Raw genomic sequence first — 19,968 nt, 5'->3', positions numbered from 1 at the left:
AGGAGGAGCAACGTGGAAGAAAGCTTTAGCCGAAAACGCCCGAGTTTCGAAACTTTTCGGGTATGGTTTATTGAGGAAGTTGAAAGGCAGGCACAGACCAAAATTGATAATCCATTTATGAATTGGCATGATGTGGGCAGTGAAAAGCTAAGGGAGAATATTATAGACACATTTCTGGAAATGTTGGAATCCCGTTTTGGGTTCCAACCAGTTTTTAAAACCAAGCTAAGCCAGCTGGATAGTTCTTTGGAAAGCGTAATAATCCAGATTTTCCATGTTTTTTCAACCATGTTCCTGGTTGAACATATTAATGAAAAAGCATACAAACAGAGGGAAAATCCAAAGCATTGATTTTTTGCCCAAAATTTACTGCTTGGCCACTTAACCGGAAGGCTTGTATAATAAAGCCGACAACTTGTGGTCAAGGAGGGAATGGCAAGAAAATTATGCTAAAAAAATTAAAAAAGAAAATCATGGTCTTCATAATCCTATTGTCTTTGTCGGCTGTTTACCCGGCTGCAGCCATGGCCCAGGTCCATACCGTAAGTAATGGAGATACAATTTATTTAATCAGCAGGCATTACGGTATTGACCAGTATGCGCTGCGTTACACCAACGGCCTGTGGTCCGATTATCTCTATGTCGGCCAGAAGCTGGTCATTCCGTCTAAGTACAGCGTTAAAAAGGGTGATACGCTATCGGCAATTGCAGCCAAATTCGGCACCGATTACAAGAAGATCAAGGAAATAAACAAACTTTACAGTGCCGATATGATTTACCCGGGTCAACAACTATACATACCTGTGGCCGGGGGGAGCACTACTCCGGCATATTTGCAGCTACAGCGCAGCGAAAGCATACAGGTCAGCCGGGGCGGCAGAGTAAGCATGGCTGATTTCGACGCCCTGGCCCGCATCATCACGGCCGAAGCAGATTCCGAGTCATTTGAGACCCAGGTGGCGGTTGGCGCGGTAGTATTGAACCGGGTGGACAGCCCTGATTTCCCTAATACCATCCGGGGTGTAATCTACCAGGTGGACGAAACCGGCAGATACCAGTTTGAGCCGGTGTTAAACGGCTGGATCAACAACCCGCCCAGTGAAACTGCCAAAAGGGCCGCGATAGAAGCCTTAAACGGATCTGATCCTTCAAATGGTGCACTGTATTTCTTTGAATCCTGGGTAACCAATACATTTTTAAAATCCCGCCCGGTAAGCAAAATTATGGATTCGTTTACATTCACCTATTAGTTAGATAAAATAGTTACTACTTAGGAATTCAGGAGTAAGAATTCAGGAGTCAGAATTACTGACTCCTGAGCAGTTTATCAGCAACTATTTAGCCATAGGTTGAAGGCTACTCAACAAACTTGTTTTGGAATACCGGTGAAGATGGGTAATTATAAGGGCGGACAACTCTGTCCGCCCGCCTTTGTGTTCGAGGTTACTTTGAATGAAACTATATTCTAACCAGGTTGTACTTTCTGCTGCCGAGACCCACCTCTTCGGCGTAGGCCAGCTGTACCGACCAGTCTATATTTTTGTGCAAAGCAGCAAACTTATCTTTAATATCCGGGTTATCTCCCAATCGTGAGCCGCTCAAAACCTTCTCGTTGTTAACCAAATCCACACAGGCCTGATCCAATGCCACCGGGTCGAGGGAAGCTGCAATACCAATATCCCCAACCACAGGAGCATCATTATACGTACAGCAGTCGCATTCAGGAGAAACGTTCATAATAAAGGAAATATGGGCAGACTTATTCTGCTTGTGCTTTAGCACACCCAGGGTATATTCAACTATTTTTTCCTGGACAATGTTTGGTGTGCTCTTCCAATTTATCTTTATCGCCCCTTCGGGGCACGTTACGGTGCATTCACCACAGCCCCAGCAAACATTTTCATCGATTGAAGCGTGTTCTTCTATGTTGATGGCCGTGGCCGGGCACCATTCCGAACACAAGCCGCAGGCGATACATTTATCTGCGTTAACCTTTGGGAGAACATCAGAGTGCATCATCTGCTTTCCGCTTCGTGATCCCAGGCCCATACCAAGATTTTTAAGCACGCCGCCAAAACCGGTCAGCTCGTGGCCCTTGAAATGAGTTATGGATATGATGGCGTTGGCATGATAAGCGGCACTCCCAATTTTGACATCTTTAAAATGTTTACCGTTGACGGGTACACTTATATATTCTTTGCCAGTGAGTCCGTCCGCTATGACCAGGGGCGCATTGACAACGGAGAAATCAAACCCGTTGCGTATCGCTGTCTCCAGGTGATCCACGGCATTGGCCCGGGATCCCACATAAAGGGTATTGGAATCTGTTAGAAACGGCTTGCCGCCGGCAGCCCGAACTTTATCCACTATCAGGCGTGCAAACTGCGGCCTGACATAAGCAAGATTGCCTGTTTCTCCAAAGTGAATTTTTAGGGCCACCAGGTCTTTGGGGGCGATGATATTTTTCAATTGTAGACGATCACAAAGCCTGCCCAGCTTGTCCAATAAATTTTCCTTACTGTTAGTACGCAAGTCGGCAAAAAATACTTCAGACATAGTTCAAAACCTCCTATCTCTGTATATTTTACCATAGATACTGTGGGTTTGCCACGCGCTTAAAACAGAACAGCTACGATGAGCTACTGAATACCAATACCGGTCGTTAACGAGACCATGGTTGATCAAGTTGAATTATTGAAAGCAACGGGGAATAATAAAAATCCAATAATTATGTTGATTATATATGAGTAATGTGATAAAATTTATAAGTGTTAAAAATAAGGGGCTATAGCTCAGCGGGAGAGCGCTTGACTCACATTCAAGAGGCCACTGGTTCGAAACCAGTTAGCCCCACCAGGAAAATAAAGCCCTGCGGGGCTTTTTAATTATATGCCAATATAGGTTTATGCCAATTTTTATGCCAGTAGAATTGTTATACAATTTTAAAGAGTAAACCAGGGGGCCGCCACCCCTGGCTTGTTTACTCGCTGTCCATGCTTTAATAGTAAACTTTTGAGGTATTGGAAAAGATTTGCGCTGCCCTGAACTGCCAGCCTGGGGACTTGTTTGAATATATCCCCGACAAGAAGGAGGAATCTGCAAATGCGACGCAGGTTTAAGGTTGTCCTGACGTGGGATAATGAGACGCAGGTCTGTGTTGTTACTGTTCCTGCCCTGCCGGGCTGTGTTACCCAGGGAAAGGACAGGGAAGAAGCCCTGGAGCGGGTTCAGGAAGCCATTACCGGCCATATTGGCCTTAAAGATAATTGGCGAGCCGGTACCGCAGGGGGACTTTAAATTCGCTGAAGTGCAGGTAAGCGTTTCATGACAAGGATGCCCAGGGTCACCGGTAAGAAGGTTGTAAACAGGCGGGCCTCACCGTTGAGGAATTAATTGACTTGCTCTAAGCTCCGCTCCACCCGGCCACAGCGCCGGGCTTTTGCTTTTCTCGGCAGATGATGAAATCGTTTTCGAAAAATATTAACACAATTAAGCGGCGGGTAACCATACATTGTTTAAAGACTTACATATCCGTTGTTAACTGCAGGTGCAATCTCAAATCTGTTTAGCCGGGCGCACCACTCCAAGTCAGCTTTCCTGCCCAGGTTGATCAGTTTTTTACCGTGCCTGCCCTCATCCAACCCCTTCAGCGGGTCGTTTACATAATGGCGGGCCAGGTTGCACGCGGCAACTGGAAGGTCATCCATCTGCAGCCGGCCGCCCGTGAGATTGGTCAACTCCAATAGGACAAAACCTGCCCCTAAAACGTCTTCCAATGAAAAACTACCCTCCGTACCGGCACAAACCAAACAAATATCCAGACCGGTTTGCAGTGCCGCCAGGGCAACAGCGCGGGCATTCAGCAGCGATCCGATCAAGGTTTTGTCAGCATACATCGAGGCGATACGAATCGCTTTGGTGCCATTTGAGGTAGTCAAAACAAGGCTATCATTGCCATTGTTATTACCGGACCAAAATTCCAGCGGTGAATTGCCGTGCGGAAAACCGGGGATCTTTTCCCCGCCGCGTTCCCCCGCCAGAGCAGCGCCAATGCGCCGGGCAAGATCTTTTGCCTCTTCCGCTTCAACAACCGGATGTACCTTTTGATAACCTGCTGCCAGCGCTGTTGTAATGGTGCTGGTAGCTCTTAAAACATCGAACACAATGGCGGCATAGCCTTGTATTTCCGGGGGTGAAGCCTTTTCGGCTACGGGTATCAGTTTAACGAACAAAATCAATCAATCCTTTCGTTGCTGTATAAAATTTTAAATAAAGATAATATTAAATAATACCTGTTGAATATCCGGCAATTGCAGCACATAAACCATTAAGCGTGGTGATGAATAATGAATAAAATAAACTGTTTTATGGAAGAATGCCGGTTTAATTATAACATGAAATGCAATGCGCCGAAGGTATCAATGAAACTGGGCTGTAACAGGGACAGCGCGGAAAAAGCAATCTGCGAACAATTCAGGCCGGTGCCTCATTCCAGCACCTTAATAATGTAATAAATTGAGATGGATGTGGTACAAGCTAAAGGAAAGAAAAAAATAACCGAATCTAGATATAGGGCGATTTTTTAAGTATTATGTCCAAACTTTAACCGGACTGAAGGATATTAAAACTATATGTAGAAAAAAATAGTATTTTATGTGTTTGGGTAAATATTACGGGGTGGTAAATTGGAAAATAATAATATAACCCTGGTAATTACAGAAGACAAGCTAAAAGCCTTGATGACAATAAGGGAAAAGGAAGACTTGGATCAGAGAGCAATTAAACAGTTGCTTAATGAAAAAGGGATTAAATACGGTATTGACCAGGATATGTTAAAAAAAATCACTATTGATCCCCAGCCCGGTTCATATTTAATTGCCAGCGGCACCCCTCCCAGGGAAGGCCGGGACGGCTACGTGGAGTACCTTTTTAATACCGGGGTGTCCAAGGAACCAAAAGCCTCCTTGTCAGACGAAAAAAACATTGATTTCAGAGAAATTTTCAATGTGCCGTCGGTAAAACCGGAAACAGAGCTGGCCGTATATCATCCAATGGTCAAGGGTGAAGATGGAATAACCGTAACGGGTCAGGCCATACCTGCCCGCAAAGTTTTTGATTTGACGTTGAGAGCCGGTAAAAATGCCAAAATCTCCGGTGATGGAAATTCTGTTATCAGCACAGCCAGCGGGAGGCCCTGGGTAAAAAAGGCGGGCAGGAACGTCACTGTGGGTGTTGAAGCAGTTTACCAGCACGAAGGGGACGTTGATCTCAAATCCGGAAATATACGTTTTAACGGTGATGTTATTATTAACGGAAATGTCAATGATAATATGATTGTGGATGTATCCGGCAATCTGAAAATTTGGGGGTTTGTATCCAGATCAAGCATTAATGTTGGCGGCAAGTTGGAAGTAATGAAAATCATCACGGCCAGTAAAGTAAATGTCGGCGGAATTTCAGCTTTTTTAAATGAAGTGCACAAGAGGCTGGGCGAAATAAAAGACACCATACTTAAACTTGAAAACACAGCCAGGCAGGTTTTAACCGCGTTAAGAGCAAATAATAAAACTGCTCAATATGGCAATATTATCATGACACTGATAGATAAAAAGTTTTCGTACATTAAAAATCAGTTGAATGGTTTGCTGGAGCTGGTTAAAAAGAATAAACACAAGCAAATGTTACCGGAAGTAATTGAGGACGCCGTCAACGCTCTCTCCCAATTATGCGGGATTAAAGCGCTTGAAGTAACCAGCCTGGATCAGATCAAAGAAAGCCTGGAAACTGCTGTTCAATTTTTAGATACCAAGAACGATACTCCTTGTGACATTATCGGCAACAGTGTATGGAATTCCGAAGTGGCCGCGACGGGAAGCATTAGATTATTAGGGCAGGGAATGTTCAATTCAAGGCTGATAGCTTTAAATACGGTGGAGATAAAAGGAGTGGCCAGGGGTGGGGAAATCATCGCCGGGGGCGATGTGATCGTTGATGAAATTGGCGCGCCGATGGGCGCGAGAACCCTGGTCAAGACTGATAAAGCAAGTATTATCAAGGCCAAGCTGGTATACAACGGTTCGGTGCTGCAAATAGGAAAAAGAGTTTTTACCGCCAGGGAAGATTACAGCATGGTCGTTGCGCGGCTTGATGAAAATGGTGAAATATCTTTATATTAATTAGCACACACCGGAGGAAGCATATATGCAGAGGCGGAGGGGCAGGCAAAGCAAGGCTAATCATGAACGCTGGCTGATTACTTATTCGGACATGATTACCTTATTGATGATTTTTTTTGTTGTAATGTATTCTTTGAGCAAAGTTGACGTGGCCAGGTTTAAAACTCTGGCTGAATCCCTGGCTGCGGTTTTCGGCGCCGGCGGCATGGTGTTGGAAAGCCCCGGCCCGTCTGTTATACCGGGCAGCCCGGCGAATCAAGTTCAGGACGAAATAGAAAAAACGCAACTTGATCAATTGAAGAATAAACTGGAAAATTACATTAATGAAAACGGGCTCAATGCCAAAGTTTCAGTTACCACGGAGGAGAGGGGCATAGTACTGAGTTTTCAAGATGACGTGCTGTTTGAACTGGGCTCCGATCAACTCACCCCTCAGGCAAGGACATTACTGGATAAAGTGGCTCCGATTTTAATGAGTACGCCCAATTATATTCGCGTTGAGGGCCATACGGATAATTTGCCCATCAGGACGGCCAAGTTCCCTTCCAACTGGGAGCTGTCTGCGGCCAGGGCTACCAATGTCGTGCGGGAACTGATCACGGTCCATGACTTTTCACCCCAAAAGTTGTCTGCAGCCGCCTATGGTGAATACAGGCCCCGTGTCCCCAATACCACCGAAGAAAACCGCCATCTGAACAGGAGGGTCAATCTGGTGATTTTGAGAAGCAAATTTGCCGGCGCCGAACCTCAGTCTGCCGGTAAAGGCAATGAACAAGGAATGGGTAACACGCCCGAGGGCGACTTATAGATTTAAAAGTGTAAAAATATAGCTACTGCTCAGGAGTCGGTAGTCAGAAGTCTAAACAAGTGAGCCGGCGATTATCGGATGTTGGTAAATTACTGAGAGCATATTGGGGGGACATTCTGAATTCTGACTGCTGAATACTGACTCCTGAATTACTACTGATTCCAACCGCCTTAATAGTAACAAAAAATACATATAAAGGATGATCAGTAAATGGATTTTGCAACCATACTGGGGTTTATTGTAGGTTTGGGCTCGTTGCTGGCCGGTTTCCTATGGGAGGGGGGGGAGGCCGGTGCGCTGCTGGTGGGCAGTGCGGCGTTAATTGTGTTTGGCGGCACCATCGGAGCAACTGTGATCAGTTATACCCCGCAGGACTTAAAAGTGGTGCCCAAATTGTTTATAAAAGCGCTTCGACATACGCCTTACGACACCGCCAAGGTCATTGAAGATATTGTGGGCATGGCGGAAGAAGCAAGGAGGGAAGGCTTATTATACCTGGAAAACCGCCTGCCGGAAATTGAGGATCAATTCCTAAGGAAAGGTATTCAATTGGTTATTGACGGCACTGACCCGGAATTGGTCAAGAATATTCTGGAGGTTGAAATTTATTCCATTGAGGAAAGGCATCATACCGGCAGCAGTATATTTGAGGCTGCCGGGGGATATGCCCCCACCATGGGCATTATCGGAACTGTTATGGGGCTTGTCCACGTGCTGGGTAATATTACAACCCCGGAGGCACTGGGCCCTTCCATCGCGGTGGCTTTTATGGCTACCCTTTATGGCATCAGCAGCGCCAACATACTCTGGCTGCCCCTGGCGTCAAAATTATCCAACATCAGCCAAAAGGAAATACTTTTAAAGCAATTAATGATGGAAGGGATTATATCTTTGCAATCCGGCTATAACCCTGTTTTGATCAGAGAACGCCTGGTTGCCTACCTCAACCCGGCCAATCGTACTACCAGGGAAGAGGTGGAGGAGGAAGAATAAAAAACGGGAGGAATTTCCTTGAGTAATTTTGCTAAAGAATTGAATGACCTGCAAGTAGTTGTATTTTCTTTAGACAAACAGTTATTTGGTATTGATATTACCGTTGTGTCGGAAATAATCAGGCTGGAAAAAATAACGCCTATTCCCAATACACCGAATTATGTCGAAGGAATAATCAATATCAGGGGCAAGGTTATTCCGGTGATTAATTTACACAGCCTTTTTAATATCAATGCCGAAGGTTGGAACGAAAACAGCCGGGTGGTAATTGCCGAAACAGGCGAGTCGAAATTTGGTATCATCGTTGACGCGGTGTATGAAGTGCGCAAAATCAGTCAGGAAGCCATCAAACCGGCGCCGGCCGCAGTAAGCGCCGGCCAGGATTACATCCGGGGAATCATTTTGGACGGAGAAGACCTGATCGTGCTTATTCAACTTGATAAACTGGTGTCCGTGCAGGATTTAATGGAAGCCTGTCGTTGAAAGGAGTGAACGGCGCGGCAAATTAGCCCTCTAAAAACAACTGGAGGTGAAATTATGTTCAGCGATGCTGAAATTGCAATTTTCCAGGAAGAATTGGAAGAGAAACTTCAGATTATTAACGACAACATTTTGTTACTGGAGCAGCAGCAGGTTACGCCGGAGGTAATTCAGGAAATCTTTCGGGCCGCTCACACCATCAAAGGATCATCAGCCGTAATGGGTTATGATAAAATGACGGAATTGACCCATAACATTGAAAGCCTTTTTGATGAAATTCGCCACGACCGTCTTAAAATAACAGGTGAGTTGGTTGATATTTTATTTGAGGCCATGGATACATTAACGGGATTAAAAGAAGAAATAGTCGGCGGTAACGTAAAACATACCGATATCGGGCCGGTGTTGGAAAAATTAAAACTGACCCTGGCCGGTAACGACCAGATAGCGGCAACTGCAGCGGGCAACACGGCTTCTGTTCCCGTTCATCACGATCCTGAAACCAATGTCCCAAAAGGGATTGCAACTGTTGCAACAGTTGAACCTGCTAAATTGGATATTGAAATAGACAGCGTGGTCGAAGATGTGGTCGCTGAAGCCGAGTTGCGTGGTTTCAGGGGTTATGGTTTGAAGGTTATTTTTGAAGACGACTGCCAGATGAAGGAAGTCCGGGCCTTTTTATTATTTGAAACCCTGGAGCAGGCCGGGGAAATCATCAAAACCATGCCTCCGGCCGAAGATATTCAGAACGGGCATTTCGATAATAGTATTGACTTAATCATAATCAGCCAGTCCGATCCCGACCAGATTAAAAATATGGCCCTTTCGGTTGCTGAAATAAAAGACGTATTTTTAAAACCCATTGAAAGCGGCGTTGCCCTAAAAGAGGAAGACCATTTTGAACAACAGTCTGCGCTGAAGACCGGCGAAGCCGGTTTGCAATCGGCCAACCGGCCCGCCGTACCGGATAAGTCGCAGAACGGTAATGCTGAAACGGCTGAAAAGAAAACCATTAAAACAGTCCGGGTCGACGTTGAAAAGCTGGATACACTGATGAACCTGGTGGGAGAACTGGTCATCGACCGCACCCGTTTGGACCGTTTCGTGGACGTGTTCGAAAGTAAATACGGCACCGGTGATCTGGTTGACGACATTTCGGACATATCCACCCACTTGGGGCAGGTAACCACCGACCTGCAGCATGAAATAATGAAAGCAAGGATGCTGCCCGTGGCCCAGGTTTTCAACCGTTTTCCCAGGATGGTCCGCGATATCGCCCACAAATTGGGCAAAGAAGTGGAGTTCATTATTGAAGGTAAAGAAACAGAACTGGACCGCAATGTCATTGAGGTTATTGGCGACCCGTTAATCCACCTGTTAAGGAATTCCATCGACCACGGGATAGAGGAACCGGCTGAACGTTTGAAAAGAGGTAAGCCGGTGCGTGGTTTGCTGCAGTTAAAAGCTTCCTATGTGGAAAGCCACATCGTGATCACCGTGGAAGACGACGGTCAGGGCATCAATGTGGAAAAGCTTAAATCCAAAGCACTGCAAAACGGGATCATTACCAGGGAGCAATACGATAGGATGAGCGACCGTGAGGCCATGGACCTGATTTTCATGCCCGGTTTTTCCACAGTGGATGAAAAAAAGGTGAGTGATATTTCCGGCCGGGGCGTCGGGATGGATATCGTCCGCACCCAGATCGAAAATATCAATGGCACAGTGGAATACAGCACCAACCCCGGTAAGGGCACAGTTTTTGCCATTAAACTACCGCTGACCCTGGCGATTATCCGGGCCTTGATGGTGGAAAGCGGCGGCAGGGCCTACGCCTTCCCGCTGACTTATGTGGTGGAAACTTTAAACGTCAACAGCAAGGATATTAAAAACATCCGGCACTCCGAAGTTATCGTGGTGCGCGGCCAGGTATACCAGTTAAAGCGGCTGGGCGATATTTTCAATCATGCTTCCGGCGGTGAAAACGACCGGAAAATATATGTGGTTATCGTGGGAAGCGGCCAGAGAAAGCTCGGTGTTGTAGTGGATAAACTGATCGGGGAACAGGAAATAGTGATTAAATCCCTGGGAGGCTATCTGGGCCAAGTGGAAGGGCTTTCCGGGGCGGCCATTCTGGGTGACGGCAAAGTTTCGCTGATTGTGGATGTCCGGGGCTTGTTGCGCCATGCCGGGGCCGAGGAGGCTATCGCATATGCTGCGTCAAATTAAAGTACTGGTGGTTGATGATTCGGCGCTGATGCGCCGTATCGTCACCCGCATGCTGGAAATGCAGTCCGACATCCAGGTGGTGGATACTGCCGTCGACGGTGAAGATGCGATCAGAAAGGTCAAGCTGCACCGGCCCGACGTGGTGACCATGGATGTTGAGATGCCCGGCTTGAACGGTGTGGAAACCGTCAAAAGACTGATGCAGCAGTGCCCTGTGCCGGTGATTATGTTAAGCGCCTACACCATGGAAGGAACAAGTGTGACCATGGAGGCGCTGGCTGCCGGCGCGGTGGATTTTGTGCCCAAACCAACCAAAGCCGGCGATGCGGAAAAAATGGCCGCCGACTTGACCAGGAAAATCAGGGTGGCCAGGCGGGCGTCAATTGGCAGGTGCCAGGCTGACCCGGCTGAAAGCCGGGTCAGCGATTACAAACCCAAACCAAAAACCGGGGCAACTATTTTCGATACCGATGATAAAATTGCTTCCTCCAAAATAGAGCTGGTGGTGATCGGCTCGTCCACCGGCGGTCCCGCCGCCCTGCAAACTTTACTGCCTTCTCTGCCTGCCAATTTTCCCTGCGGGGTAATAGTTGTCCAACATATCCCTGTGGGCTTCAGCGGCCCCATGTCGGAACACTTAAACCGCAAGTGCAAAATGGAAGTAAAGCACGCCGGGCACGGAGACAGGGTTATGCCTGGCCGGGTGCTGGTGGCACCGGCCGGCTACGACTTGTATTTGCGCAAATACGGCGACCGGCTCAGCGTAGCGCTGGATAAAGGCAACAAGCCGGTTCCCCCGGGAGGCTTCCGCCCGTCCGTGGATGTGGTAATGAACTCCGCCGCCGAGGTGGTAGGGAATAACACCCTGGCCGTATTGCTCACAGGAATGGGCCGGGACGGGGCCCGGGGCATGCTGGCTATACGCCGGCGCGGCGGGCGCACCATCGCCCAGGACGAGAGCACCTGTGTGGTGTACGGCATGCCCAGGGCCGCGGCCGAGCTGGACGCCGCCGAAAAAATTCTCCCCCTGCACCAAATAGCCGCCGAAATAATCAGACTGGTATAATCCAGTTGCTGTTATTGAGCGCAGCGCGGCATCTCATTGTATGTAGGGGCGGGCGACCCTGTCCGCCCGCATGATTCCCATCATAAATACCCAACAGATTAAATAAAAATCCACTAAAGTTATTCATCATAACAGCCGATACTACCTATATAGAATAGAAAAGCAACAAGGCGGTGGTCGCCATGAAGATTAATTCTGTTGATCGCAACCTAATAGACGCCTATAAAGCACAAAACAAAAAAAATAATACCGCAGCAAAAAAACAGATCAACCCGGAACACGACCGGGCGGAAATATCCACCAGGGCCCAGGAGATTATCAACTACCGGGCCAAATTGAGGGATATGCCCGGTGTCAGGCAGGACAGGGTTGATGAACTCAAAGCACAACTAAAAGACGGCACCTACCGGCCGTCTGCGGAAAAAATAGCAGAGGGACTGATCCGGGAAAGAACCCAAATTTAGATGCGGGGAGAAACTGACATGATCCGGCTTTATTATGACCTGGAAAAAACCATGCAGCAGCAATATGATCTGGCGGCGCTGGTACTCAAAGAAGCCCAAAAACAAAACCAGGCCCTGCGCAAGAACGATTTGGCGGCAATAAATGCATGCGTGGCCGGTTTGGAGCAACTGGGTTTAAAAATGAGGGAACTGGACCAAAACCGGGAGGAAATCACCGTCCGGCTGGCAGAGCAGATCAACCTGTCACCGGACGTAAAATTAACTGAAATAGCAGCCCGGGCGCCCGAAGACTTATCCTTCCGGCTGTTGTATTTAAGACGGGAAATCCGCCGCTGCCTGGAAGAATTAAAAGAACAGGTGGAGTTCAACAACCTGTTGACCCGCAACGCCATGCGTTTTAACAATATGATGCTCGGGATTTTCCGCCAGGCTGCCGGCGCCACCTACGGCAACAGCGGCCAATTAAAGGATGGTGCAGGCTTCGGGGCGGCATTAAATAAATCGGTATAAAATTAGAAGTCAGGAGCCGGAATGAGAGAACCGGCCAAAACATTTGAAGCGAGGTAAAACAAATGCCCAGCACCTTTTTAGGCATTGAAACATCCCGGCGGGGCCTGCAGGCGCACCAGAAATCGCTGGAAACCACCGGGCACAATATCGCCAACGCCAACACCCCGGGCTATTCGCGCCAGCAGGCGGTGCATGTGGCCAGTGCGCCCTATGCCAACCCGACTTTAATGAGTAAACTAAATCCGGGGCAGTTGGGCACCGGCGTGGAAATCAATGAGATCAGGCGCATCCGCAACGATTACCTGGACGGGCAGGTGCGTGAAAGCATATCGTCATTGAATTACTGGAGTACCCAGGAAGAAATTTATACCCGGGTGGAAGCCATTTTCGCGGAGCCCGGCTCCAAGGGCATCGGTGATACCCTGACCAACTTTTTCCGCACCTGGCACGATTTGAACAATAACCCGCAGGACCCCGGTGTCAAGTCCGCCGTGGTGGAGGTGGGCGGCGAGTTGGCCAATATGCTGAACGAGGCCTACATGCAGTTAGGCCTGGTCGGCGACAGCATTTGCAAGCCGGATGCCGGCGGCAATGTGTCCGGGGGGCAGATGATTAACGATTTGGCAAACGTCAAAGATATCATTACCCAGATTCAAGACGTCAACAAGGCGATTGCAAAGATCCGAATGCAGGGCAACCAACCAAACGACCTGTTGGACAAAAGGGATTTGTTGATCGACCGGCTGGCGGAATACGGGCCCGTCAATGTAATCAACAATGCGCCGGTTGCCGGCTCCGGTTCCGTTGAAAATAATGAAAATATTAAAATAGAGTTTTTCAATTTTGACCTGGCGCAGATAGACACCGAAAGCATGACGTTAAAGTATCGCCCCGGGGATAACACCGCAACGCCGCCGGTTGCGGATGAGGTAAGTTTGACTATCAACGGCTTGGACGTTTCCCTGTCCGGTGCACCCGGCAGGCTGGCCGGCTTGGAAAAAGTGCGCGGCAGCATCTCCAATCAAGTTGACGGCTACCGGGAAAAACTGAGTGATTTTGCCGAAGCGCTGAAAAAAGAAATCAACAACCTGATCAGCCCTTCCACTATGTTCAGCGGCTCACTCGGCGACCCCAATGATAAATTCCGGGTCAACGATGATATAACCGGCGACCCGGAAGCCGGGACCAAGGCCATAGATGTGGCCAGGCTGTACAATGCCGGCATAGCGGATTTGGGGAATATGACCTTCAATGAATATTTCAACGGGCTACTGTCCCAAATAGGCGCCGGTTCCGCCTCAACAGCGAACATGGCCGAAAATCAAACCGCAATCAACCAGCAGGTTAATAATTTGCGCGAGTCGGCGGCGGGTGTAAGCCTGGATGAAGAGCTTTCGCTGCTGATCCAGTTCCAGTACGGCTACCAGGCCTCGGCCAGGGTGATGAGCACAATTGATGCAATGATAGATTACCTGATCAACCGCACCGGGTAAGTATAATGCCCGCCAAGGGGGAAAAATAAATGCGCGTTACCAACCGGATCATTACCTACAACACCCAGAATTATATTCAACAGGGGCTGCAAAAGCTGACCAGGACCCAGGAAATGATGTCCACCCAGCGGAGCATCATCAACCTCAGTGACGACCCCGGCGCCATCAACCAACTCCTGCTGGTCAAAAGCAGCCTGAGCATGAATGAACAGTACGTGCGGAACATCAAAGACGGTATGAGCTACCTGGAGGCCGCCGACACCGCTTTCGGCACCGCCGGCAGCCTTTTGCAAAAAACCCTGGAATATACTCTGCAGGCCGCCAACGGGGGAATGGCGCCGGATGACCTCAAGGCTATCGGCCGCCAGATTGATCAAATTATTGACGAAATGAAGGATATAGGCAACACCACTGTGGGCGGCAAATACATTTTTGCCGGCACCCAAAACTCCCGCCCGCCCTTTGAGCGTGTTGACGCCAACACTATTACATTTGGCGGCAATTTTGATGCGGTGAGCAGGGAAATACTTGACCATGCCTATTATGAAGTTAACGTCGACAGCGTCAATCACGCCGGGGCGACAATAAATGTGGTGGACGCCGATGGCGACGGCAAGGCCGACGCCGGCGGTTCCCTGGTTTTTAAAGTGTACGACGGCGCATCCAATGTAACAGATACTAAAACCGTCAGTTATGCGGCCGGTGAAAGTTACGACGGCATCGTCAGCAAAATCAATGACTTGGCTAACTACGCCGCCAAATTTGACAAACAAAACAAAACCTTAACCATTCAGAGAGCATTTTTCGGCGCCGATGCAAAATTGAAAATTGAAAATCTGGATGGCGGAGGCAATTTAATAGATGGACAGAGCACCAGCGATGTTAAGCCGGGCCTGTTCAGCGGGATTTTTGACACGCTCATCAAACTGAAGAATGACCTGTTGGCCGGTAATGCTCAAAACCTGAATCAATACATAGGGGATTTGAATAACCGGCACGACGAAGTGCTGCGTTACCGTGTGCGCGTCGGTGCCCGGGAAAGCCACTTTGAATCGGTGCAAAATCAATTGCTTGACCAGGTACAGCGCTTAAATCAGGTCGAGAGCAACCTGGAGGACGTGGATATAGCGAAGGTGTCTATCGAGCTCTCCCAGCACCAGATGGTATATAACGCCTCACTGGCGGCCGGCGCGCAAATACTGCAGGTGTCTTTGTTGAATTATTTGAGATAGTTTAAAATATGGCAAAAATATCCCGGCGGGGGTGAAACCGGTGAAAATAGGCGCGGGTGGTTTGCAGTCCCAAATAATCGAGGATGCCGTCAAGTTTCGCGAAGTCGACCCGGTGCGCAACAAGCCGGGCCACGACGAGGCGTTGGCGGCAAGCCAAATTGCGGGGCAGGACAAAGTAAAAGAGCAGGTTACCAGGCGGCCGGTTGATAAAACATTGAAAAACAGCGAAGTCTATAATCAAAAAGTTACCCGGCGGGAGGAACCAAAAGAGCAAAAACAAAGGGACAACCGGAAACAGCAGCATGACCGCAGGACCAAAAAAATTGATTTTTATATCTGAAATACGCATCCAGGTGGCCTCCAGCGCCACCTTGATTTTATTATATTACCATTTCAGAAAAAGGGGGGTCCAAAATATGATCGTCAGCACCACCCGTTTTGGCGAACTGGAAATAGACAGCGAAAAAATAATCACCTTTCCTAAAGGGATACCTGGCTTTGAAAACCTGCACCAATTTATAATCATCCCCGTTGAAGGTACGGAAGATATCCACTGGCTTCAGTCAGTGGAATCACCCGGGATTGCTTTGATGGTGATCGACCCGTTTAAATTTGTCAACGGCTATGCCTGTGCCATACCCGAACCCGACATCGCGGAACTGGAATTGGAAGCGCCCGGCGAAGCGCTGATATTGACCACAATCACCATACCACGTGATAATCCCGCCCAAACGACAACCAACCTTGTCGCCCCCATTGTGATCAACACCCGGCTGAACCTGGCCAAACAGGTGATTATGTCCGGTTCGCCCTATCAAACCAAGCACCTGCTGTTTCAGGGAATAAATAAAAAGGGGCCCCATAGGGAAAATCAAAAGGCATCCGGCGGGGAGGGAAAATAATCATGCTGGTCCTCACCCGAAAGAAAAATCAGAGCATTATGATCGGCGACAATATAGTCATCACAGTTTTAGAAACCAGGGATGACGCTGTCAGTATCGGCATTGCGGCACCCAAAAGCATCACCGTTTTGCGTTCCGAACTCTATGAAGACGTAAAGAGGGAGAACATGAGCGTTTTAACCAATGATATGGCTTCGGCGTTGGCGATTAAAAATTTATTAAAGACTGAAAAAAGCCCTAAAGAATGAAAACTATTTACCGATTATAAAAATAGGAAAGACAATTCCGAGGGTGGCCACCCGGAAAAAATTGCAGGGATGCAAAATAACTTTCAAGGAGGAGAATTAAGTAAATGATCATTAATCACAACATTGCGGCGCTTAACACGTATCGTCAGTTGAGTAACAACAACGCCATCGGCGCCAAATCACTGGAGAAATTGTCCTCTGGCCTGCGCATCAACCGGGCCGGCGATGACGCGGCGGGCCTGGCCATCAGCGAAAAAATGCGCGGCCAGATTAGGGGGCTCGACCAGGCTTCCCGCAACGCCCAGGACACAATTTCCCTGATTCAGACCGCTGAGGGCGCGCTGAATGAAACCCACTCAATCCTGCAGCGCATGCGGGAGCTGGCTGCCCAGGCAGGCAACGATACCAACACCACGGTGGACCGCAACGAGATCCAGAAGGAAATCGATCAGCTGATCTCGGAAATAGACCGCATCGGCAACACCACCGAATTCAACACCCAGAAGCTGTTAAACGGTGACAAAAAAGCGATTACCTCCACCGTAAACGGGAGCATTGACGTAAGTAAAATCACAACAGCATTTACTGCAAGCATTGATGCGTCAGTATCTCTCGATGCATTCAGCCTCAACGGCGCTATTACCATCACCAAACTTCAAGCTACAGCAACTTATGGAACTGCCGATTTTGTTATCGGCAACCCTGCCAGCTTAACTGTTGCCCTTGGTGGTACATTAGATAATGTTGTTGTTGCTGGGTTCACCATTAGTTTAACCAACCTGACCTCTATTGCGGTCGGCGAAACTGTAACCATCCAGTTTAAATCCGCTGCAGTGGCTACTGGCATTAAAGACGCCGTAACTTCCCAAATCGGCGCCAACTCCGGTCAAACCATCAGTATCGGTATTAACGATATGCGCGCTGCCGCTTTGGGGGTAAGCACCGTCAAAGTAGACAACGCATACAATGCCACAGCTGCAGTTACCCAGGTGAACCGGGCCATTGAAATGGTATCAGCGGAACGCTCCAAGCTGGGCGCCTATCAGAACAGGCTGGAGCACACCGTCAACAACCTGGGCACCGCTTCGGAAAACCTCAGCGCCTCAGAATCGCGCATCAGGGACGTCGACATGGCCAAAGAGATGATGGAGTATACCAAGATGAACATTCTCACCCAGGCGGCCCAGGCCATGCTGGCCCAGGCCAACCAGCAGCCCCAGGGGGTACTGCAACTGCTCCGTTAAAGATTTCAATACCGAGGGACCAGGGGTTCTCCCCTGGTCTTTCATTAACAAGGTGATTAATAATGCTGGAAAATTCCATTCGGGAGATCATTATTTGCTTGCGGGTTGAAGGGTATTCAGGTTTTCTTCACCGAAACTTAATGGATAAGCTGATTAAGGATTTAAGCGACTTAGCAGCAACCTTACCCGGGCAATGTCTTGCCGGGTATAACAAGGTTATGCAGGATATATTGACTGCCATGCAGAATAACGACGCCGTCCTGCTGGCTGACTTGCTGGAATACGGACTGCCGGCTGTGCTCTCATCTTATCAAAAATTCAGGGGTTGTGAATTAAATTGCCTGACAACAGTAAAGTATTAGCAAATAAAGTAGTTTTTCTGCCTGATACGGTAAACTGTGCACCCAATGCCGCCCTGTTTGATGGGCAGGCCGGTTTCCCGACTCTGGCAATTAACACGGCCAGGGGGCCGGTTCACCTGCACAGCACCTTTTACCCGGCCAAAGAAGCCGAAGTTTACTGGCAGAATAAATTGCCCTCCATTGAAGAGTCGGACCTGGTAATTTTTATTGGTTTCGGCCTGGGCTACCACGTCGAAGAGCTTTTGAAACAACGGCCGGGAGCAAAAATTGTTGTATTGGAACCGCATGCTTCTGTTTGGGAATTAGCCGTCCGCAATATGAATTTGTCTTACCTTGCATCTGCCCGCTTCTTTCTGGCGCTGGTCGGCGGTGACCGGGACAACGTCCGCTTTGCTTTACTTAGGGTTTTCAGCGAATTGCACGGTCACGGGGCGATCAAGGGGATAAAGGTTTATGTTCACCCCGCCTTCGAGCAGTTTGTGGAGGGGTGGTCAGACCTGTTGCAGGGCGTGCGCATGTCTATTTCCGGTTTTTCCGGGGGTCTGACAACGGTGCTGGGCACAACGGAGATCTGGTACAACAACAGTTTGACAAACTTGAAATTTGCCTTAAGAGACCCGCTGCTGAATAATTGCCCGGCTCTTTTTGCAGGATGTCCGGCCGTCATTATCGGAGCCGGACCGTCTTTAATGGAAAATATTGATTATCTTAAGCAAATATATACCGAAAAATCCGCCCTGCTTATTGCGGCGGGAACTGCTTACCCCGCTCTGGTCAAGCATGGGATTAACCCTCATTTTTTGGGCACGGTGGATGCCAGTGAACTGAACTGGGAACTTATCAATGTCCGGGCCTACCGGGAATTCCACCGGGAAACCATACTTCTCTATGACATCATCACACATCCCTGGATTTTACGCGATTTTGAGGGCGACCGGGCCTGGGCCTACAGCAGCTCCAGCCCCTGGGCCAACATCTATGCTGCTTGCTGGCAAACAGGAGAACCCATATCCGCGGCGGCTTCGGTTTCCACTTTTTTATTCGTACTGGCCTTGAAGTTAGGCTGTAATCCCATCGTTCTGGTGGGAAATGACTATGCCTACCGGAATGACGGCCAGCGATACGCTTCTGATACGCTGGCAGATCACAAAATGGAAAGAGACCCTCTGCATGCCGGAGAATGGGTTTTGAACTATGCCGGAGAAAAAGTGTTTTCGCCGCACGACTACAGTCCCGCCAGGTTTTTCATTTCCCAATGGGCACAGAGCCTAAGGGGTGTAAGTATTTACAACGCCGCCTACCGCGGCGCAGTAATTGAAGGAGCGCCATACAAAAATCTAGGCGAACTGGCCGTACAGTTTAAAAAAAGAGCACAAAAGCTTGATCTTGATTACGTGAAGTCGCAAATAAAGACTATATCTCCAGAACCAAAAGACAGCATGGTCTTGGCTGATAAACTCTTGGCCGAAATAACCAGGTTTGAGAACCGACTGAAAAGCTGCCGTAAAGGTAAAAACGAAAAGGAAACATTGCAGTTGGCAGAAGATATTTTATATGACCGGGAAGGCAAACTGATTGTCAATAAGATCTGGCAGATAGTGCACAGTTTTAAAATAAATGGTGTTAAGCTGTACCTGGCGGATAAAAAGCAAAGGATGAATTTTATTTATATGTGCCAGCTGGTTTTAGATAAAATTAAAGAAAATATAGAAGATGTGATTAAAGATTTACTAACAACATCAAGCCATACGGAGAGTTAAA

At 48.4% G+C, this 19,968-nt stretch carries 21 protein-coding genes, 1 tRNA gene and 1 pseudogene; 21 read left to right on the top strand and 2 right to left on the bottom strand.

Annotated features, from left to right (window positions below):
- The first annotated feature begins 12 nt into the window (after nt 1-12).
- Together H569_RS0100685 and H569_RS23465 are read left to right on the top strand one after the other, a co-directional pair.
- Nucleotides 13-351, top strand: coding sequence for a hypothetical protein (locus H569_RS0100685; protein ID WP_027363370.1), 339 nt, complete (start codon nt 13-15; stop codon nt 349-351).
- A gap of 95 nt (nt 352-446) precedes the next feature.
- Nucleotides 447-1,250 carry a LysM peptidoglycan-binding domain-containing protein gene (locus H569_RS23465; protein ID WP_027363369.1) on the top strand — a complete coding sequence of 268 codons (804 nt, stop codon included), beginning with the start codon at nt 447-449 and terminating at the stop codon, nt 1,248-1,250.
- 208 nt (nt 1,251-1,458) lie between these two features.
- Here H569_RS23465 and H569_RS0100675 read toward each other — a convergent pair whose 3' ends face one another.
- The gene (locus H569_RS0100675) at nt 1,459-2,556 is read right to left on the bottom strand and encodes a DUF362 domain-containing protein (RefSeq protein WP_034629048.1); all 1,098 of its coding nucleotides are present in this window, start codon (nt 2,554-2,556) and stop codon (nt 1,459-1,461) included.
- Between the two features lie 225 nt (nt 2,557-2,781).
- Here H569_RS0100675 and H569_RS0100670 point away from each other — a divergent pair.
- The 3 genes and pseudogenes from H569_RS0100670 (at nt 2,782) to H569_RS18835 (ending at nt 3,297) form a co-directional block, all read left to right on the top strand.
- A tRNA-Val gene (locus H569_RS0100670) sits at nt 2,782-2,856 on the top strand.
- Nucleotides 2,857-3,017: 161 nt separating this feature from the next.
- Nucleotides 3,018-3,119 (top strand): annotated as a pseudogene (locus tag H569_RS23530) (helix-turn-helix domain-containing protein); the annotation flags it as partial.
- A complete protein-coding gene (locus tag H569_RS18835; RefSeq protein ID WP_309294762.1) occupies nt 3,103-3,297 on the top strand; it encodes a type II toxin-antitoxin system HicB family antitoxin in 195 nt (64 codons plus the stop codon). The pseudogene H569_RS23530 and the gene H569_RS18835, both read left to right, overlap by 17 nt.
- A gap of 218 nt (nt 3,298-3,515) precedes the next feature.
- Here the strand turns inward: H569_RS18835 and H569_RS0100660 are convergent, their stop codons facing one another.
- Nucleotides 3,516-4,232 carry a 2-phosphosulfolactate phosphatase gene (locus H569_RS0100660; protein ID WP_027363367.1) on the bottom strand — a complete coding sequence of 239 codons (717 nt, stop codon included), beginning with the start codon at nt 4,230-4,232 and terminating at the stop codon, nt 3,516-3,518.
- A gap of 453 nt (nt 4,233-4,685) precedes the next feature.
- Here H569_RS0100660 and H569_RS0100650 point away from each other — a divergent pair, with 453 nt between their 5' ends.
- From H569_RS0100650 to H569_RS0100575, 16 genes are all read left to right on the top strand, one after another.
- Nucleotides 4,686-6,176 carry a DUF342 domain-containing protein gene (locus tag H569_RS0100650; protein ID WP_027363366.1) on the top strand — a complete coding sequence of 497 codons (1,491 nt, stop codon included), beginning with the start codon at nt 4,686-4,688 and terminating at the stop codon, nt 6,174-6,176.
- A gap of 25 nt (nt 6,177-6,201) precedes the next feature.
- On the top strand, nt 6,202-6,984 hold the full coding sequence (locus H569_RS0100645; RefSeq protein WP_027363365.1) for a flagellar motor protein MotB: 783 nt from the start codon (nt 6,202-6,204) through the stop codon (nt 6,982-6,984).
- Nucleotides 6,985-7,194: 210 nt separating this feature from the next.
- Nucleotides 7,195-7,977 (top strand): flagellar motor protein, encoded by a 783-nt coding sequence (locus H569_RS0100640; RefSeq protein ID WP_027363364.1) that lies wholly within the window; start codon nt 7,195-7,197, stop codon nt 7,975-7,977.
- An 18-nt stretch (nt 7,978-7,995) separates the two neighbouring features.
- Entirely contained in the window at nt 7,996-8,460 is a 465-nt protein-coding gene (locus tag H569_RS0100635; RefSeq protein WP_027363363.1) for a chemotaxis protein CheW, read from the top strand.
- A 54-nt stretch (nt 8,461-8,514) separates the two neighbouring features.
- Nucleotides 8,515-10,686: a chemotaxis protein CheA gene (locus H569_RS0100630; protein WP_027363362.1), complete on the top strand. Its 2,172-nt coding sequence runs from the start codon at nt 8,515-8,517 to the stop codon at nt 10,684-10,686.
- Entirely contained in the window at nt 10,670-11,752 is a 1,083-nt protein-coding gene (locus H569_RS0100625; protein ID WP_027363361.1) for a protein-glutamate methylesterase/protein-glutamine glutaminase, read from the top strand. Before H569_RS0100630 ends, H569_RS0100625 begins: the two co-directional genes overlap by 17 nt.
- Before the next feature lie 182 nt (nt 11,753-11,934).
- Nucleotides 11,935-12,216, top strand: a complete 282-nt coding sequence (flgM, locus tag H569_RS21110) for a flagellar biosynthesis anti-sigma factor FlgM (protein WP_051273088.1) — start codon at nt 11,935-11,937, stop codon at nt 12,214-12,216.
- Nucleotides 12,217-12,234: 18 nt separating this feature from the next.
- Entirely contained in the window at nt 12,235-12,726 is a 492-nt protein-coding gene (locus H569_RS0100615; RefSeq protein WP_027363360.1) for a flagellar protein FlgN, read from the top strand.
- A 62-nt stretch (nt 12,727-12,788) separates the two neighbouring features.
- Nucleotides 12,789-14,219, top strand: a complete 1,431-nt coding sequence (gene flgK / locus H569_RS0100610; protein WP_027363359.1) for a flagellar hook-associated protein FlgK — start codon at nt 12,789-12,791, stop codon at nt 14,217-14,219.
- A 29-nt stretch (nt 14,220-14,248) separates the two neighbouring features.
- Nucleotides 14,249-15,451, top strand: coding sequence for a flagellar hook-associated protein FlgL (gene flgL, locus H569_RS0100605; protein WP_027363358.1), 1,203 nt, complete (start codon nt 14,249-14,251; stop codon nt 15,449-15,451).
- A gap of 40 nt (nt 15,452-15,491) precedes the next feature.
- Nucleotides 15,492-15,791, top strand: a complete 300-nt coding sequence (locus H569_RS0100600; protein WP_027363357.1) for a hypothetical protein — start codon at nt 15,492-15,494, stop codon at nt 15,789-15,791.
- Between the two features lie 76 nt (nt 15,792-15,867).
- Nucleotides 15,868-16,353 carry a flagellar assembly protein FliW gene (fliW, locus tag H569_RS0100595; RefSeq protein WP_027363356.1) on the top strand — a complete coding sequence of 162 codons (486 nt, stop codon included), beginning with the start codon at nt 15,868-15,870 and terminating at the stop codon, nt 16,351-16,353.
- 2 nt (nt 16,354-16,355) lie between these two features.
- Nucleotides 16,356-16,601 (top strand): carbon storage regulator CsrA, encoded by a 246-nt coding sequence (gene csrA / locus H569_RS0100590; RefSeq protein WP_027363355.1) that lies wholly within the window; start codon nt 16,356-16,358, stop codon nt 16,599-16,601.
- A 104-nt stretch (nt 16,602-16,705) separates the two neighbouring features.
- Nucleotides 16,706-17,845, top strand: a complete 1,140-nt coding sequence (locus tag H569_RS23780) for a flagellin N-terminal helical domain-containing protein (protein WP_027363354.1) — start codon at nt 16,706-16,708, stop codon at nt 17,843-17,845.
- A 62-nt stretch (nt 17,846-17,907) separates the two neighbouring features.
- Nucleotides 17,908-18,207 (top strand): hypothetical protein, encoded by a 300-nt coding sequence (locus H569_RS0100580; protein WP_027363353.1) that lies wholly within the window; start codon nt 17,908-17,910, stop codon nt 18,205-18,207.
- Nucleotides 18,183-19,967, top strand: coding sequence for a motility associated factor glycosyltransferase family protein (locus H569_RS0100575; RefSeq protein WP_027363352.1), 1,785 nt, complete (start codon nt 18,183-18,185; stop codon nt 19,965-19,967). Before H569_RS0100580 ends, H569_RS0100575 begins: the two co-directional genes overlap by 25 nt.
- Nucleotide 19,968 lies beyond the last annotated feature (1 nt).

The sequence above is a fragment of the Desulfotruncus alcoholivorax DSM 16058 genome, from assembly GCF_000430885.1.
Taxonomy (GTDB): domain Bacteria; phylum Bacillota; class Desulfotomaculia; order Desulfotomaculales; family Desulfallaceae; genus Desulfotruncus; species Desulfotruncus alcoholivorax.
Note: the sequence above shows the minus strand (reverse complement) of the source record. Positions and strands in the feature narration are given on the sequence as shown.